The organism is Brucepastera parasyntrophica (assembly GCF_022376835.1).
Classification (GTDB): Bacteria; Spirochaetota; Spirochaetia; order Treponematales; family Treponemataceae; genus Brucepastera; species Brucepastera parasyntrophica.
In genome coordinates, this window is the sequence record NZ_CP084606.1 from 2,032,338 (window position 1) to 2,047,442 (window position 15,105).

Annotated in this window: 10 protein-coding genes, 6 tRNA genes, 1 other RNA gene and 1 pseudogene; 3 read left to right on the forward strand and 15 right to left on the reverse strand. The window is 47.1% G+C overall.

Features of this window, described 5'->3' with window-relative positions; translation table 11 throughout:
• Positions 1-8: 8 nt before the first annotated feature.
• From K7I13_RS09655 to K7I13_RS09710, 13 genes and pseudogenes are all read right to left on the reverse strand, one after another.
• The gene (locus K7I13_RS09655; protein WP_255945086.1) at positions 9-1,007 is read right to left on the reverse strand and encodes an oligopeptide/dipeptide ABC transporter ATP-binding protein; all 999 of its coding nucleotides are present in this window, start codon (positions 1,005-1,007) and stop codon (positions 9-11) included.
• Between the two features lies 1 nt (position 1,008).
• The gene (locus K7I13_RS15910; RefSeq protein ID WP_439647428.1) at positions 1,009-2,028 is read right to left on the reverse strand and encodes an ABC transporter ATP-binding protein; all 1,020 of its coding nucleotides are present in this window, start codon (positions 2,026-2,028) and stop codon (positions 1,009-1,011) included.
• Positions 2,025-3,209, reverse strand: coding sequence for an ABC transporter permease (locus K7I13_RS15915; protein WP_439647429.1), 1,185 nt, complete (start codon positions 3,207-3,209; stop codon positions 2,025-2,027). The genes K7I13_RS15910 and K7I13_RS15915 overlap by 4 nt, the downstream gene beginning before the upstream one ends.
• Positions 3,196-4,277: pseudogene (locus K7I13_RS09665) on the reverse strand (ABC transporter permease). The gene K7I13_RS15915 and the pseudogene K7I13_RS09665 overlap by 14 nt, the downstream one beginning before the upstream one ends.
• Positions 4,274-6,145 carry an ABC transporter substrate-binding protein gene (locus K7I13_RS09670; protein WP_255945088.1) on the reverse strand — a complete coding sequence of 624 codons (1,872 nt, stop codon included), beginning with the start codon at positions 6,143-6,145 and terminating at the stop codon, positions 4,274-4,276. Before K7I13_RS09670 ends, K7I13_RS09665 begins: the two are co-directional and overlap by 4 nt.
• A 173-nt stretch (positions 6,146-6,318) precedes the next feature.
• A complete protein-coding gene (locus K7I13_RS09675) occupies positions 6,319-7,905 on the reverse strand; it encodes a glycoside hydrolase family 5 protein (protein ID WP_255945090.1) in 1,587 nt (528 codons plus the stop codon).
• A 162-nt stretch (positions 7,906-8,067) separates the two neighbouring features.
• Positions 8,068-9,876 (reverse strand): B12-binding domain-containing radical SAM protein, encoded by a 1,809-nt coding sequence (locus K7I13_RS09680; RefSeq protein WP_255945092.1) that lies wholly within the window; start codon positions 9,874-9,876, stop codon positions 8,068-8,070.
• A gap of 67 nt (positions 9,877-9,943) precedes the next feature.
• An RNA gene (gene ffs, locus K7I13_RS09685) (signal recognition particle sRNA small type) lies at positions 9,944-10,042 on the reverse strand.
• Between the two features lie 250 nt (positions 10,043-10,292).
• Positions 10,293-10,379 (reverse strand) — tRNA-Ser (locus K7I13_RS09690).
• 65 nt (positions 10,380-10,444) lie between these two features.
• Positions 10,445-10,529: transfer RNA gene (locus K7I13_RS09695), tRNA-Ser, on the reverse strand.
• Positions 10,530-10,598: 69 nt separating this feature from the next.
• A tRNA-Arg gene (locus K7I13_RS09700) sits at positions 10,599-10,672 on the reverse strand.
• A 62-nt stretch (positions 10,673-10,734) separates the two neighbouring features.
• Positions 10,735-10,822 (reverse strand) — tRNA-Ser (locus K7I13_RS09705).
• A gap of 289 nt (positions 10,823-11,111) precedes the next feature.
• Positions 11,112-11,196 (reverse strand) — tRNA-Ser (locus tag K7I13_RS09710).
• 250 nt (positions 11,197-11,446) lie between these two features.
• On the opposite strand from K7I13_RS09710, the gene thyA reads away from it, so the two are divergent.
• Positions 11,447-12,313, forward strand: a complete 867-nt coding sequence (gene thyA / locus K7I13_RS09715) for a thymidylate synthase (RefSeq protein ID WP_255945094.1) — start codon at positions 11,447-11,449, stop codon at positions 12,311-12,313.
• Between the two features lie 18 nt (positions 12,314-12,331).
• Entirely contained in the window at positions 12,332-12,808 is a 477-nt protein-coding gene (locus tag K7I13_RS09720; protein WP_255945096.1) for a dihydrofolate reductase, read from the forward strand.
• Between the two features lie 90 nt (positions 12,809-12,898).
• On the opposite strand, the gene K7I13_RS09725 is transcribed toward K7I13_RS09720, so the two are convergent.
• Positions 12,899-12,971 (reverse strand) — tRNA-Ala (locus tag K7I13_RS09725).
• 65 nt (positions 12,972-13,036) lie between these two features.
• Between K7I13_RS09725 and K7I13_RS09730 the strand changes: the two genes are divergently transcribed.
• On the forward strand, positions 13,037-13,528 hold the full coding sequence (locus K7I13_RS09730) for an META domain-containing protein (RefSeq protein ID WP_255945098.1): 492 nt from the start codon (positions 13,037-13,039) through the stop codon (positions 13,526-13,528).
• Between the two features lie 10 nt (positions 13,529-13,538).
• On the opposite strand, the gene K7I13_RS09735 is transcribed toward K7I13_RS09730, so the two are convergent.
• Entirely contained in the window at positions 13,539-14,915 is a 1,377-nt protein-coding gene (locus K7I13_RS09735) for an ATP-dependent 6-phosphofructokinase (protein WP_255945108.1), read from the reverse strand.
• Positions 14,916-15,105 lie beyond the last annotated feature (190 nt).

A 15,105-nucleotide genomic window follows, 5' to 3' on the forward strand; every position in this document is an offset into this window, starting at 1 on the left:
ATATATTGTTATACTTTAAAGCACCTGACCTTGTGAGGGTGCTTTTTATTTTCTTCGCCGGGAAGTATCCGCAATTCAGGATGTCCGGAAAAACAGCCCTCATCGGCAAGCGGACATCTCTCGGCAAAGGCGCAGCCGGCAAGTTCCGTTACCGGAGTTTTAACTTCGCTCTGGAAGAACCCTTTTTCCTTATTCATTTCATTTTGAGCTACCGCCGGCGTTTTTCCCGCGACACTGGAAAACAGCAGTTTTGTATAAGGATGCAGGGCTTTCTCATACAGGTCGGCTGCGGAAGCTTCTTCCATTAACTCGCCCCTGTACATAACTCCTATGCGGTCACAGAAATAGCAGGCGACTTTTAGGTCATGCGCAATGAATAGAAATGAAAGATTTCTCCGGCCGCGTATATCAAGCAGCAGATTCAGAATTTGACCCTGGATGGAAACATCGAGCGCGGATACCACCTCGTCACAGATGAGAAGCGACGGCTGCATTATAAGTCCGCGGGCTATGGAAATCCGCTGCCTTTGACCGCCGGAAAATTCAGCTGGCCTTCGTTCAAGGTCCGACGGCGCCATGCCTACCTCTTCCATTATCGAAGCGGCCTCGGCCCTGGCTTTCTGTTCGCCCGGCCAGCGGGACGACCAGCGGTAGCCGGAAACAAGGACCTCATAAACCGTCATGCGGGGATTCAGGGAACGGGCCGGGTCCTGAAAAATATATTTTACCTTTTCACGGTACTGCCTGAGGCCCTTTCTTTTCAGAGTGAGTACATTTTCCCTGTCATGAAAAAGAACTGAACCTTCATCCGGTTCATACATTCTGACAAGCAGCCGGGCTGTTGTGGTTTTTCCGCAGCCGGACTCCCCGACAAGTCCGTACGTTTCATTTTCTTCTATCGAAAAAGAAACATCGTTGACCGCGTATACAAACCTGCCGAACCGGGCAAAAAAACCGGCTTCCAGGTTGAATTTCTTTTTCAGATTAACTGCCTGAATTATTGCCATATTATTTTCCCGTCCCGGCTGTTTCTTTTTTTGCAAGAATACAGCGCACTGAAGATTCTTCCCCTGTGCTTAACAGCTCAGGAATAGCCGTAACACAATCATTTGCGGTAAAAGCGCAGCGTGGAGCAAAAGGACAGCCCTGTTCCGGCCGCAGCGGGTCGGGGACTTTGCCGGGGATTGAAACCAGCCGCTTTTTTGTATAGTGGCTGCCAAACTGGGGAGAAGCCGCCAGAAGTGCCTGGGTGTAGGGATGTTCGGGGTTATGTACCAGGTTCCCTGCGATACCCGATTCCATAACCAGTCCTCCGTACATAACCATTATTCTGTCGGATATGTCCGCGACAAGATCAATATTATGGCTGATAAAAATAATGGAAATATTCCTGGTTTCCCTGAGCTTTTTCAAAAGCGCGACAATCTGGGCCTGGATAGTAACGTCCAGAGCTGTTGTCGGCTCATCTGCAATGAGCAGATCGCACCCCTGCGCGAGCGCAAGAGCAATGCCTATCCGCTGGAGCTGTCCGCCTGAAAACTGGTGGGGAAAATTTGCGAGACGATCCTCCGCGCTGGCAAGGCCAGCTTCCGACAGCAGAGAAACAGTCCGTTCCTCTGCTGCGGATTTTGTTATTCCCGGATCAGAATTTCTGAAAGTTTCAAAGAAAACACTTCCTATGTTCTGGAGCGGATCATATGAGCGGCCCGGCTCCTGAAAAATCATTCCGATCTTTTTTCCGCGGTATTTACGCAGCTCTTCGATATCCAGTCCTATGAGTTCACTGCCTTCATATTGTATCGAGCCGTTCAGAACAGCGTTTTTCGGCAACAGGCCCGGAATAGCGGATGTTGTAACGCTCTTGCCCGATCCGCTTTCCCCGACAATGCCCAGAACTTCTCCGCCGTTTACATGAAAAGAAACCCCGCGGACTGCCTGCACATATTGTCTGGCGGTCCCCCGGTAAACAGGAAAGCCAACATTCAAATCCCTGACTTCCAGCAGGGGCTTTTCGGGAAGGCTGCTCATAATCCGCCTCCTTCAGACATCACGGCTTCAGTTTCATTTTCTTTATTCCCGGTTTTGTTTTTTCCGGATTTCCCGAAAAACTTTTTCAGGCTGAACTTCGGAAAAATTGTATGGTAGGGATCAAAATAATCACGGAGAATATCTCCCAGAAAATTGAAGGCAAGCGTAACCGCAAGCAAAAACCACACCGGATTAAGCAGCCAGGGATAATTACGCAGATTGCTCAGTGTTGAAATGTCCCGCTTTATCAATGATCCCCAGCTTACCGCAGGATCGACGATTCCGAGTCCGAGATATGACAGGGTCGTTTCCGTCATAATAAAGCCCGGGATGCTGAGGGCAACGCTTACAATCAGCAGACTTGATATCTGGGGAATGATATGTTTGAAAATTATAACGGGAGCGGGGATAGCCTCGAGCTTTGCGTTCAGCACGAATTCTTCCCTTTTGATCGAATGAACGAGGCCCCGTATTGTCCTTGCCGTTCCCGGCCAGCCGACCAGAGCGAGAATAATTGTAATCATCATATACGCCTGTCCCGAATCCATATTTGATGAAAGCAGGGAACGCAGAAAAAGAATCAGGTAGAGTCCGGGAATAAGCATAAAGAATTCGGCGAACCTCATGATAGTCCAATCCGTTATCCCTCCGAAATAACCGGAAAGGCCGCCGAAGAGTATCGCAAGAATAAGCGAAATGGCCGTAGCGATTAAGCCTATGGTCAGGGAAATGCGGCTCCCGTAAACGATCCGGGAAAACAAATCTCTTCCCAGATTATCGGCGCCCATCAGAAAAACAGGATAGGAGCCGTCCTTTACCGCGAAAAGGTGGCGCTCGCACGGAATGACGCCCCACAGTTTATATGGCTCCCCTTTTATGAAAAAACCTATTTCGTTGTACATACCTTTTATCCGCGCGTATTTCCAGTTAACGGTATTTATTATGCGGGCTTCCTGAGCCTGCATCTTTCCTCCGGCAAACCTGACGTTCGGCGGATGATATGTCATCTGCTCGAATGATGTAGTCGGCGCGTAAGGCGCAATAAACTCCGCAAAGATCATAATCAAATACAGAAGGACTAAAACTGTTACAGACACTATTCCAAGCGGACGTGTTCGCAGATATGTTGAGAATTTGCTAACACTGTTAGCTTTTTTTTCACCGGGATTACTCTTTGCCATACCGTATCCTCGGATCAACAAGCGCGAGAATTATATCAGCCAGAACCATACCAAGCAGAACCAGAAAGGATATAAACATGATGTTTGTCAGAACAAGATTAACATCTTCCTGGATAACGGCTTCATACATTAAACGTCCTATTCCGGGATAGGCAAAAATAATTTCAAGTATGAGTGAACCTGAAAAAGATTGGCCAGAAGATTCGCGCTTCCGGTAATATATGGATTCAGCGTGTTTCTGAAAGCGTGATTGAAATATACCCGCCACTCTTTGATTCCCCTCGCTCGCAGACTTGTTATGTAGGGCTGCCCGAGCTGATCAAGCATGGTTGCCCTGATCATCCTCATTGTTCCGCCTACGCCGCCCAGAAAAGAAGCAAGGAGCGGCAGAAAAATATGGTGCATGTAGCTGAACGTGAATTTTAGGGGTGCTTCCGAAAACGGAAAATCAGGATAGGCCGTTACCGGGAAAAGCCCGGTTACCGACGCAAAAAGCTGAAGCAGGATAAGCAGGAGTATGCCCGGAAAAGCGTGAAGCACCAGCGCGAAAAAACTGACGGCAAGATCCGTAGCGGTTCCGGCCTTGCTGGAAAAATAAACCCCGAGCAAAAAAGAAAAAAACGTAATCAGCACCAGCGAAATCAGATTCAGCAAAACAGAATTGAAAAGCCGGGAACTGATAAGAAATGAAACAGGCGCGCGGGAAATCAGACTGACTCCGAGATCCTGATGAATAATAACGCGTTTCAGCCAGGCGAAATACTGAATGTAAAACGGCTGGTCAAGGCCCAGCTCCGCGCGCTGCGCCGCAAGCTGATCGGCGCTGAAAAAAGTGTCATTTTGACGGCCTGAACTTTCCCCGGAGAAGAGCTGCTGCATCATAAGCTGGTCCACAATATCTCCGGGCGCCAGTTCCATAAGTCCGAAAATGGCGAACCCCAGTACAAAAAGAATGACTGCCATTGTAATCACTCTGTTGACGATATATGAGACGAGAGGCAGTTTTCTGCGAAACAGATAAAAAGGGCGGAGAATAAAACTGATACACCGGTTTAAAAACGCTTTCATTTCTGTTTCAGGAATACATGATCGTATTCAAAGCCCCCGATGCTGTCATAATAAATATTTGAAAAGTCCCATTTGTTCCTCAGAGCGGTAAAGCTCCTCGGCCTTACAAGATAAATAACAGGGCATTCTTCAAGAATGATTTCCTGAAATTCATCCCAGATTTTCCCGGCCTTTTCCGGATCGATTGTGTAGCACCCTTCATTGTACAGATAATCCAGCCGGGCCTCCCATTCGGTTGCGGGACTGGGCTGAAGCGGATACCACACATGCAGATTTCCCGTTGACGGCCAGACATTAATACCTTGTGACGGGAACAGATTTCCTCCGCTGAATCCCATTAAAAGCGAATGCCAGTCAAAGGTACTGCTCATCTGCTCTACAAGTTTCTGAAAATCAACTACCCGGATTTTCACTGTTATACCGACCTTCGAGCAGTCATCCATGATAATTGAAGCGATGTCAGTTTGCGATGTACTGTCTGCTGTTATGGTTAAATCAAATTCGACAGCACGGCCTTTTGCATCTTTCATGATACCGGAACTATCCCGTTTTATGCCGATGGAGGAAAGCAGCTCCATAGCCCGCTGCGGATCATACAGATAATCCATTTTTATTTCAGGATTGTAGTAGGGGTTTGCTTCGGGGAAAAACCCGGATTTTGGTTCCGCCAAACCCCGGTATACCTGATTGATAATTCTGTCCCGGTTTAAAAGACAGCTCATTGCCTGCCTGAATTCCTTTTGTGTAAACCATTCATACTGGGCCGTGCCGCTGTGTTTCGGGTTCTGGTTAAAAGACCAGAACCTTGTCGCGAGGGAACCTTCCGTATTGAAAATGGTATAGTCCGGATTTTTTTTGTTCACCAATTCATTTATGTCTTCGGTGCGAAGCCCGTAAGCTTCGAGCTTGCCCTGCTTGAAAAGCAGAAATTGCGTATTTGTGTCAGGGAGAATCTGGACAATCATTTCTTCAGGATAGGGGATTGAGATTCCGTTGCTGTCCTTTTTCCAGTATGAAGGATTTCGTTTATAAACCAGCCGCTGTCCGGGCTTGTATTCCGTCAGAAACCACATTCCCATCGAAGGAATCAGCTTCGGGTCCGATGCTACACTGAACAGATCAAGGACGCCCTGCACGCCGCCCTCACGCTTCGCCTTTTCATACAGAAAGCTCGGACCGAAATCCCTGTTAGTCGCCAACAGAGGATTCGCGATAATGCGGGGAAAATGAAACGCAAACCGGAGATCATCAATTTTTTCAATATCAATGTGCGCTTCGCTTCCGTCCGGCATGGTTACAAACTGGGAATTATACATTGAACTCTGGAAAGCAGGATCGCCTTCAATTTCATTGTACCAGAAAATGACATCATCGGAAGTTACTTTAACTTTTTCATCCGAATTATAAAAACTCCAGTACAGATCATCCCGGAGTGTATATATAACCGACAGTGTGTCGTTTTTTTCATCAACGATAATTTCAGGAGCCGCACAGTGCCCGACAAATTCCTTTTTTATATAATCGTAATCAACCAGAGTATCATGCATCCTCCGGACTATGAAAGAGGTCTCTGAATCCCGTTCGGAAATCAGAAGGTTAAAACTTTTCGGATCGGATGTCAAACTTGTATTCCATGTCCCGCCTCTTACGCCGGGAACATATTCTTCGCCCCGCCAGGGTTTGCTTACTGTTTTTGCAAGTATTTCGCTGATGCCTTCAGGAGAAAGGGACTCAAGTTCATCAAGGGAAAGTTCTTCGCTTCTGGCGCAGGAAGTGTGTGTATAAAAACAGGAAAGTATACACATGAATAATATAAGCGTTTTATATATTCCGCTCCGCGGTTTTCTGTTTGTGTATGTTTTCATCATTTTATACACCTCTGCTCTTTGTTTATTCGAGGCGAGGGTTTAATACCCCGCTGCGCTGCGGCGCTTTTTATAATAACCTATAAAAACGTTAGTTTTTGCAGGTTCCATGGTATTAAGCCCGAGGCCAATTCCTCGGGAGAGAAAAATACTCCGCTGCTCTGCGGCGGGGTATTTTATTTTGTTATGTGTATAGCATCTATACACACATATGTGCCGATCAAATCTTTTTCTTCCGCAGAGAACTCAAGCCGTTTTACCTTTTCCCAGGAAAAATATCCGGCGGGGTCATACCAGCTTTCACGCAGCGAAGACCAGGCTCCGCTGTCCTGCATCATGTTCAGAGGTATGCGGATTTTATGCCACTGTCCGTCAGGCGGCAGTATGCTGCTGTCTATTATGTACCGCACCCTCCAGGGAATATCCGTTCCCAGACTGTCGGGGTTTATAAAGCGGACTTCAAAAACCGCGTCGGCGTCGGCGCGGGCCATAAATTCAAGCGCATAACCTTCTTCCGCAAGCCGGCTCAAATCCTGCGCCTTCCGGAATTCAAACCACGCGGCTCCGTATCTTGTACAGTTCCCCCACTGGATTGCGAAACGGCCGTCTCCGGTATTTTCCGGATAGTAAAAATCAACGGAACCGTTTTCCTTCCAGAACCCGGAATCTATTCCGGGGGCAGTATAATCATCGTAAATCGCAAATCCGGAAGTTACAGGGCCGGTGTCCTCTTTCTGTTTGGGAGGGACTTTGAACCCGAGGGCCTTAACAACGCCTGTGTTCAGATCGGAAGGGAAATCGCCGCCTTCGCGGGTTTTGAACAATCCGAACCCGTCAAAATAATCCCAGCTTGTCCATGCTATGTTTTTCTGTTCCAGCATCCTGCGGACTGTCCGGTACCATCTGACACGGTCAGCCTCCCGGCTGGTCATCATAAAGACGCCGAACTCGCCGCAAAAAACGGGAACGTTTCTGCTCCTTGAAAAGTTCGCCGCTATATCAAGCAGGCGGTCAAGAGTTTCAAGGGAAGACCGTTCTTCATACTTGTTCAAGTCCCACTCAACCCAGGTACCCTTCAGTTCTTCGGGTGTTTCGGGCATACGCCGGCTTTCCATAGGAAACGGAATCCCTTTAAGAGCGGTAAGATGGGGCTCGCCCCAGTTTGCTCCCTGATGGGTAAAAACCATGGGTTCATAAAAATGAAAGGTATATATAAGATTTTGATCGTCGTACCGGGGAATAGTGAATATTTTTTTCAGGGAATTGAAATCAGCGGCGCCTACAATTATCGTATGAACCGGATCTATTTTCCTGATGGCTTCGACAATCCGTCCCTGGACCTCTCCCCATTTTTGTTCTGAAATACCGTGCGGTTCATTCAGAATCTCATACATAACGAACCGGGATCGGTCTTTAAAATGTTCCGCCATCTGGCCCCAGACTTTCAGCAGAATTTCTTCTATATTTTCTTCCGTGGGAACCGCCGGATCGAAGGAGTGGTTGTCAAGAATAATATACAGGCCGAGTTCTTCAGCCCAATCGACAGCGGAATCAAGAAACTCCAGAATCAGGGGATCGATTGTATAATCCGGGTCAGTATTGGTCACCCCATTGCGGATATCCGTTGTCAGCTTGTGCAGACGGATCGGCAGTCTGATAACATCGGCGCCGAGACTCTTGATATTTTCAAAATCTTTCCGTGTGAATTGGGTAAACTGGACTTCCCGCGGACTGTTTTTTTCAAACCACAGGGAGAGATTCACCCCCCTTGAAAAAGGGACAGTTCTCGGATCTGCGGCCTCAGATTTGTCCTGGGTTTTACAGCCAAAGAATAAAAAAACACGAGCAACAAAATGAAAGACAAAAACCGGGCATTATTATTTTTTCTCATATCCCACCTTGTATAGATTTTATCCGGCATTTGTTTATCGGTCAATAAAAACCTCCGCTTCCACGCACCGGACTTTTTTCCCTCCGTTTTTTGTATACACAAACAGAATCGCCTTTGGCGCGTCCCCGCCGCTGAAGTGAAACTGCTCGTATTCCGTACACGCATACAGTGTCCGCCTTGAGGCTCTCCGCCCTGATCCTGTTCCGGAAAATAAATCCTGTTCCATGAGCGCCCTGTCATGGGCTTCCTTGGAGTATCTGCGGACATACCATTCCGGGAAGAAGCCTGGCTTTCCCTGCAGCAGGAAATCATATTTCAGATACTCCAGTGCCAATTCCGCCGGAAAATCGGGAAAATGCTCTTTCTTATCTTTGATATATGCCGCCATGCAGGCAAAAGAATCCGCCGGCTTCCTCGGCAGGAAAATATCCCCGTCAGGGTAAAACCGGACATTAAAAGATACCATGTCCCGGAAAAATGAAAAGGCATCGTTCCGCATGTTATCAAAAACAAGAAAGGAAATTGTTTTTCGCATCAGGCCGGAATTATACCAGCTTTCAAGAATATATTCGGTTTCCTTAAGCAGAATTAAATGGCTGTACGGTAAATCGGGAGTCGCCAGTATTTCATAGGGGGGTGTTTCAGACCAGAGAAATCCGGAATCGGAACGGACAATGTCTTCCATCGGTGATCCGCTCAGGATTTTGAGGAATCCAAGCTGGAGTATGTCGGCGCCGAGAGAAAAAGCATAGTTAAAGGAGGCTGCAAAACTTTCGAGATTTTCTGCGGGGAGGCCCGCGATCAGATCTATATGGGTATGAATGGTCTTTGGTATGCGTCTGATTTTTTCCGCGAGAATGGCCGGATGGGCCGGGCGGCCTACGATTTTCAGGGTTTTTTCATTTATACTCTGTATGCCGATTTCAAACTGAATAGCACCGTGCGGTACTTTTTCCAGTACAGCGAAAGCTTCCTCTGAAAGGGATTCTGCGGCGATTTCAAAATGAAAAACGGTCTTGCCGTTATGGTTTTCCGCGATATATGACCAGATTTTCAGAAAGCGGTCAGGTTTAAGATTGAATGTGCGGTCAACGAATTTCACAAGGGGAAATCCTGAATCCATAAAATAGCTGATTTCAGACAAAACCCGCTCAAACGGATAATAGCGGACACCGGTATCCCTCGCTGAAAGGCAGTATGCGCAGGAATACGGACAACCCCGGCTTGATTCATAATAGACAATCCGGTGAGCAGGATCAAAATCCATACGTTCGGAAGTATATACAAAAGGAATCCTGTCGAGATTTTCAATCGGCGGCCTGGTTCCCCCAAAACAGATGGCAGAATTTTCCGTTCCGCCGGATATGCGGGTGTATACACCGGGAATGTTACCCAGTTTTTCCAAAACTGTTCTCTTGTCAGTCTGTGGAATAGCGTCGGCAGCCATATCCGCAAATTCCGTAAAAGTCTGTTCGCCTTCGCCTGATAATATAAAATCCGTTTCAGGTGAATCCGAAAAGGTTTTTTCCGCGGCCCAGGAAACTTCAGGCCCTCCAAGGCCTATAAGAGCCGAAGGCAATATTTTGCGGATATCGGATACCACCCGGAGGATAAACTGCCGGTTCCAGATATAGGTTGAAAAAATTACAATATCAGGACAGACAGAATAAATATCCTTGACTGTTATTTCAGGGAGCTGGTTAATGTTCCACTCTTTGAAGATTATTTCAGTCTTTTTTTTCCGGACAGAGGATGACCAGGTATCGGCATAGGCCTTCAGAAGGCGGATGGCAAGATTGGTCTGAATATACTTTGCATTTATGCCGGCAAGCAGTATTCTCACGGATAGTAAGATAGCATATATCCGTCAGGTATGTAAGTTGATCATTTAAAACCAAAAACCCTTCTGAAAAGTCCAGGTACACTACGGCACAAAAACCGGCTGCCTACCGCTGCTTCCTTCCGGATCTGACGGGGTTTGGAAGAGGTTTTTTGCATAGGACCTGGACATTCCGGAAAGGTCTTCGGTGTACAGGTTTTTCTTTGCTGTCCGGAAATCCTGTTTTTGATCTCCAGTCAGCCCGAAAACTTTGCGTTAGCGGAGAGAGGGGGATTCGCTTTCCGGTCGTGGACATCGTGTCCGCTCCCTGCAAGCCACCTTCGCTCCCTTCCGGCGGCGTCCCTGCCGCCTCTTCCTCCCTTCGGTCGGCGGGAGCTTCGTTTCGAATCCCCAGCCATCTCAAAATAGTCCTGTGTTAGCGGAGAGAGGGGGATTCGAACCCCCGGTACTCTTTCAAGCACACACGCCTTCCAAGCGTGCACCTTCGACCACTCGGACATCTCTCCAAAAAATTACTGGATAATAATAAACTTCGGGAACCCCAGCCGGAACCTTTCAGTTTTTGCGTTAGCGGAGAGAGGGGGATTCGAACCCCCGGTACCTTGCGGTACAACGGTTTTCGAGACCGCCCGATTCAACCGCTCTCGCATCTCTCCAGAACAGAAAAAAATACAGGGCTGCGTTTTTTTCCGTGTTAAAAAAGCTGTCTCTCAAGACAGCCCGTATGAGACTAAGAGGATTCGAACCTCCGGCCTTCAGATCCGCAATCTGACGCTCTATCCAGCTGAGCTATAGTCTCGAAACAATGTAATATGCGCAAAAAAGGTCTGAACAACATCTTTCAGACAAAATCTAATTTTCCGGAGCAGGGGGGATTCGAACCCCCGGTACCCTTTCGGGGTACAACTCCTTAGCAGGGAGCCCGATTCAGCCGCTCTCGCACCGCTCCAAAGGATTGCTGTATTATAGTGTTACTCGGCAAGTCAGGAACAGAAAGGACTCCGTTTCGAATCCCGGCCAAAACCAGACCGATATAACAATTCCATTTTAAATTGTTATATCGGAGCAGGGGGGATTCGCTTTCCAGTCGCGGACATCGTGTCCGCTCCTTCCAAGCCGCCTCCGTCCTCTTCCGGCGGCATCCCTGCCGCCTTTTCCTCCCGTTGGTCGGCGAGGACTCCGTTTCGAATCCCGGCCAAAACCAGACCGATATAACAATTCATTTTAAATTGCTATATCGGAGCAGGGGGGATTCGAACCCCCGGTACCTTTCGGCACAACGGTTTTCAAGACCGCCTCCTTAAACCGCTCGGACACCGCTCCATAATACGTCATCAACAATATCTGAATTATTTTTCGATGTCAAGGCTTAAAAAAGGCTGTTTGCCAATCACGCGTCAGGGTAGAAAGACCGGTTTAATATTCCACCGCTTGCTGCAGGGGAGGGTTCATTGAAAATTTCCTGCCAGGCCTGTATTGCACCCTGAAAACCGGCCTCCTCTTACACTGGTTTTTTTATCAGGAAAAGTGTATTATATCCTGTCGTGAAAAACCAACGCAGGGGATTAAAGGCATGAAAGCATACTTGGATATAGTTGAAAAAGTACTGAAACTTGGTTTCAAAAACAGCAACCGTACCGGTATTGACGCTTTAACAATTCCGGGAGCCTTTTTTGAACATGATATGAAGGAAGGCTTTCCTCTTTTAACTACAAAAAAAATACCTTTCCGGCTGATATCTTCTGAACTGGAATTTTTCATAAAAGGAATAACCGATAAAGAATGGTTACGGGAAAAAAACAATCATATCTGGGATGAATGGTGCAGTCCGGATATTGTCCCCTATGGAACCAGCGAAGAAACCAAAAAGCTTATGGAAGAGGAAAGGGATTTAGGCCCGATATACGGCTGGCAATGGAGGCATTTCGGCGCGCAATATGCTGCATATAATGAAAAACCTTCAGGGAAGGGTGTCGATCAATTACAGAACCTTGTTGATAAGCTGAAAAACCGCCATTACGACAGAAGGATGATTGTCTCCGCCTGGAATCCGGTTGATATCGACAGAATGGCTCTCCCGCCCTGCCATTATTCGTTTCAGATAACCGTAATTAGTAACCGGCTGAATTTACTCTGGAACCAGAGGTCTGTAGATGTTGCCCTCGGATTGCCGTTTAATATTGCCAGTTACGGATTACTGCTTCATTTGCTGGCTATTGAAGCGGGTCTTGAGGAAGGAAAATTGATAGGTTTTCTTGGAGATACGCATATCTATGAAAATCATATAAAGGGGCTGGAATCGCAGCTGGAAAGGACCCCGTATGCATTGCCTTCTATAAAAACCGATTGGCAGGGTTCACTATTCAACTGGAAATATCCGGACACTATTGTGGAAGAATATAACAGCCATCCTTCAATTAAATTTGAAGTAGCGGTTTAAGCGGAGACTATGTTTGCCATGCCCAAAATAATAATTATTGCTGCGGTTTCGGAAAATAATGTTATCGGAAAAGACGGGGCTATCCCCTGGAATATCAGGGAAGATTTACAGCATTTTAAACAGCTGACGACCGGATTTCCCTGTATTATGGGCAGAAATACGTACCTGTCTCTTCCACGGAAACCGCTTCCTAACCGGCCAAATATCATTATTTCTTCAACACTGAAAGATGCCCCGGATGGGGTTTTTATCTTTACCTCATTAAAAGAGGCGATTTCTTCCTTTGATACATACGAAAAAATATTTATCTGCGGCGGCAGTTCCATCTATAAAGAGGCTGTAACTATCGCTGATGAAATTGAATTAACCAGAGTACATGGTATATATGAAGGCGATACCTTTTTTCCCGTGATTAATATGGATGACTGGGACGAAGTCAATACGATAAGGCACACCGGGTTTTCCTATATCACTCTGCGAAGGAAAAAACAGTAATTACCTTGAGAGTATGGAAAAAGAATAAAGCTGCAATCAGTGGCGGAAACAGGCGATTGACTTGGAATATGCACAGAATTGCTGATTTTATGGAGAATAGGGGATTCGAACCCCTGACCTATTGATTGCGAACCAATCGCTCTACCAACTGAGCTAATTCCCCGATTTGTCATATAATAAATCAAAAAGAATTTGATTTCAAGGGGATTATACTGCTAGAATGAAAATATGAAATATTCCAGATTACTTCTTCTGTGTTTTGTTTGTTTTCCCGCTCTTGTTCTTTCCGGCTGTGTCCTGCTCCCGTCAGAAAAGCCGGACCGGACCATTTCGGACCAGATAAGCGGGAAAGAATGGCTTCTGGCCGGTTACAGTAACGGGAATATTTTTATTCCCCTGGAAGCTGATCATGGAAGCAGGGCAGTGATTGAGTTCAATGCCGACGGTACGCTGGAAGGCGATACCGGAATTAATGAATTTTCAGGGCAGTGGACTGTAAAAGCCCGGCGGACCGACGGGTCTGCGCCCGTGTCCATTTCCGTTGGAGATATAACCGACCCTCTCGTTCTGAATGAAACAGCCTCAAAATTCGAGCAGGACATGCTCAGGGGCTTGAATTCCGCTGTACGCATGCAAACCGGCACGGATTCATTCACACTCCTCAGTGATGAAGACACAATTCTTCTTTATTTCATTTTCCGCGGCGACAGCCTGTTCTGAATCCGGGCTGTTACTTTTTGCTGTTGCTTTTCTTGATGCTGTTCTGCATAAAAGCCTCGCGGTCATTTACCATAAGAATGGGCTGGCCTGTAGCGTCCAGGGTGTCCCTCCACAGCGAACCTTCGGGATCAACGTAATTTCTCTTGCTGATAACCACATTGATTGGGAGATGCACAAATTTATTGTGGACCAGCCCCATGATCAGTTTGGTTTTCCCTGCCATTGCCGCGTGGACTGCGTTGTTGCCAAGCCGTTCACAGTAAATTGAATCAATAGGAGCTGCGGGCGCTGAACGGATCTGGTAACTCGGATCGATATATTTCAGATTAATATGCATATCAATGCTCTTGAAATATTCCTGCATGCGGTCCCGGAGAAATACCCCAATATCGGACAGTTTTCGGTTACCGGAATCATCGGTGCCGCCTGCGGACTGCATAAGGTCCTGTCCCGCCCCTTCGGCAACAACAATTACCGCATGGTGCCGCCGTTCGAGCCGCTTTTTCAGGTGTTCAAGAAATCCGTTCGGCCCGTCCAGTTCAAAAGGCACTTCCGGAATCAGGACAAAATTTGTTTCGTGGCTGGCGATTGCCGTATGGGTGGCTATAAATCCGGATTCCCTTCCCATGAGTTTAACCAGGCCTATGCCATTTATCTGGGAATGGGCTTCCATGTGGGCGGCCCCGACGGATTCGGTCGCTTTTACTACGGCCGTATCAAAACCAAAGGATTTCTGTATAAAAGAAAGGTCATTATCAACGGTTTTCGGAATACCGACAACTGAAATCTTCAGGCCGCGCCGTTCGATTTCCTCGGCGATTTCAAGTGAACCGCGCTGCGTTCCGTCTCCGCCTACAATGAATATGACGTTTATATTGAGCTGCTCTATGGCGTCCGCGATTTCAATAACCCGGTTTCCGCCTCCCCGCGAGGTCCCCAGAATGGACCCTCCGCTTTTATGACAGTCGTCGACAAAATCAGGATCAAGCGGCTGTATATTGAAATTATAATCAGGCAGAAAGCCTTTAAATCCGAAACGTATACCGCTGATCCGCTGGACACCGTAGCGGTTCCACAGGCATCTTACAACGGCCCTGACCACATCGTTTATACCGGGACACAGACCTCCGCAGGTAACAATCGCCGCGTGAACATGACTGGGATTAAAGTAGATTTTTTCCCTGGGGCCCGCCTTTTCCAGCAGCTCCGACCGTTTTGAAGGGCCTACCACTTCATCCATGGTGGTATCAACACGGTAACGGATAAATTCATTTTCAGTTACATAATTTGCGATAAAATCTCCTTCAACATTGGACAATTTTATCGGTGAAGGGACCTTACAGGGTCCGAGTGTTGAAATTGAAAAATCGTATTTTTGGGTATCCATGGAAAGTCCTCCAAATCTTTTCTCTGTACTTATAAAAGTATAGCAAATAAACCCACGGAAGAAAACTTCTTTCTTGCCATAAACCCCTTCTTTCCGCGGAAATTCGTCTCTGCTGTTATTTTACCATGCAAACGCCCCATATGCTTGACCCGGCAGCCGTATCCCGGGTATCTTCTATAATATAGAAGGG

What these genes read in the sequence shown, in the direction of transcription:
- K7I13_RS15915 (WP_439647429.1), bottom strand. Translation starts at nt 3,209, where the DNA reads ATGGCAAAGAGTAATCCCGGTGAAAAAAAAGCTAACAGTGTTAGCAAA.
- K7I13_RS09720 (WP_255945096.1), top strand. Translation starts at nt 12,332, where the DNA reads ATGCCCAAAATAATAATTATTGCTGCGGTTTCGGAAAATAATGTTATC.
- K7I13_RS09735 (WP_255945108.1), bottom strand. Translation starts at nt 14,915, where the DNA reads ATGGATACCCAAAAATACGATTTTTCAATTTCAACACTCGGACCCTGT.
- K7I13_RS09670 (WP_255945088.1), bottom strand. Translation starts at nt 6,145, where the DNA reads ATGATGAAAACATACACAAACAGAAAACCGCGGAGCGGAATATATAAA.
- thyA (WP_255945094.1), top strand. Translation starts at nt 11,447, where the DNA reads ATGAAAGCATACTTGGATATAGTTGAAAAAGTACTGAAACTTGGTTTC.
- K7I13_RS09655 (WP_255945086.1), bottom strand. Translation starts at nt 1,007, where the DNA reads ATGGCAATAATTCAGGCAGTTAATCTGAAAAAGAAATTCAACCTGGAA.
- K7I13_RS15910 (WP_439647428.1), bottom strand. Translation starts at nt 2,028, where the DNA reads ATGAGCAGCCTTCCCGAAAAGCCCCTGCTGGAAGTCAGGGATTTGAAT.
- K7I13_RS09730 (WP_255945098.1), top strand. Translation starts at nt 13,037, where the DNA reads ATGAAATATTCCAGATTACTTCTTCTGTGTTTTGTTTGTTTTCCCGCT.